Source organism: Microlunatus aurantiacus (genome assembly GCF_039536605.1).
Classification (GTDB): Bacteria; Actinomycetota; Actinomycetes; order Propionibacteriales; family Propionibacteriaceae; genus Microlunatus; species Microlunatus aurantiacus.
The window spans coordinates 1-541 of the sequence record NZ_BAAAYX010000044.1; the positions used below are offsets into that span (position 1 = coordinate 1).

The window sequence follows — 541 nt, forward strand, 5'->3', positions numbered from 1 at the left end:
CGCCACCAGCGTGAAGGGCCAGAAGCAGATGATGACCCAGATCGCGTCCACGATCCCGGTCACCTACATCGACACCTCCGTGCCGGGCACCGGCATGACCAGCGTGCAGTCCGACAACCTCACCATCGGTCGTGAGTCCGGCAAGCTCACCGCCGCCCGGTTCAAGGAGATGGGCAAGAAGAGCATCACGATGGTGGTCCTCACCGGACCGGCCACCGACGAGTTCGTCGGCCCGAACCGGCGCCAGGGCTTCCTCGACGGGCTCAAGGAGGGCGGCATGCCGTTCGAGATCAAGGCCGAGCAGTCCGGGGACTACCAGCAGGACAAGGGACAGGTCGCGGCCGAGAACATGCTGGCCGGCAACCCCGACATCGACCTGATCCTGGGTCTGAACGACTCGATGGCGCTGGGCGCGTACAACGTGGTCAACGGCAAGGACCAGTACAAGAACGTCTACGTCGCCGCCTCAGCCGACGGCCAGAAGGAGGCCCTGGCGTTGATCAAGAAGGGCGGCTGCGAGGGCCGCTACATCTCCACCGGC

At 65.4% G+C, this 541-nt stretch carries 1 protein-coding gene; it reads left to right on the top strand.

The window, feature by feature from the left end; translation table 11 throughout:
- On the top strand, window positions 1–541 hold a 541-nt coding region (locus ABD714_RS22980), incomplete at both ends, for a sugar ABC transporter substrate-binding protein (protein WP_344814796.1).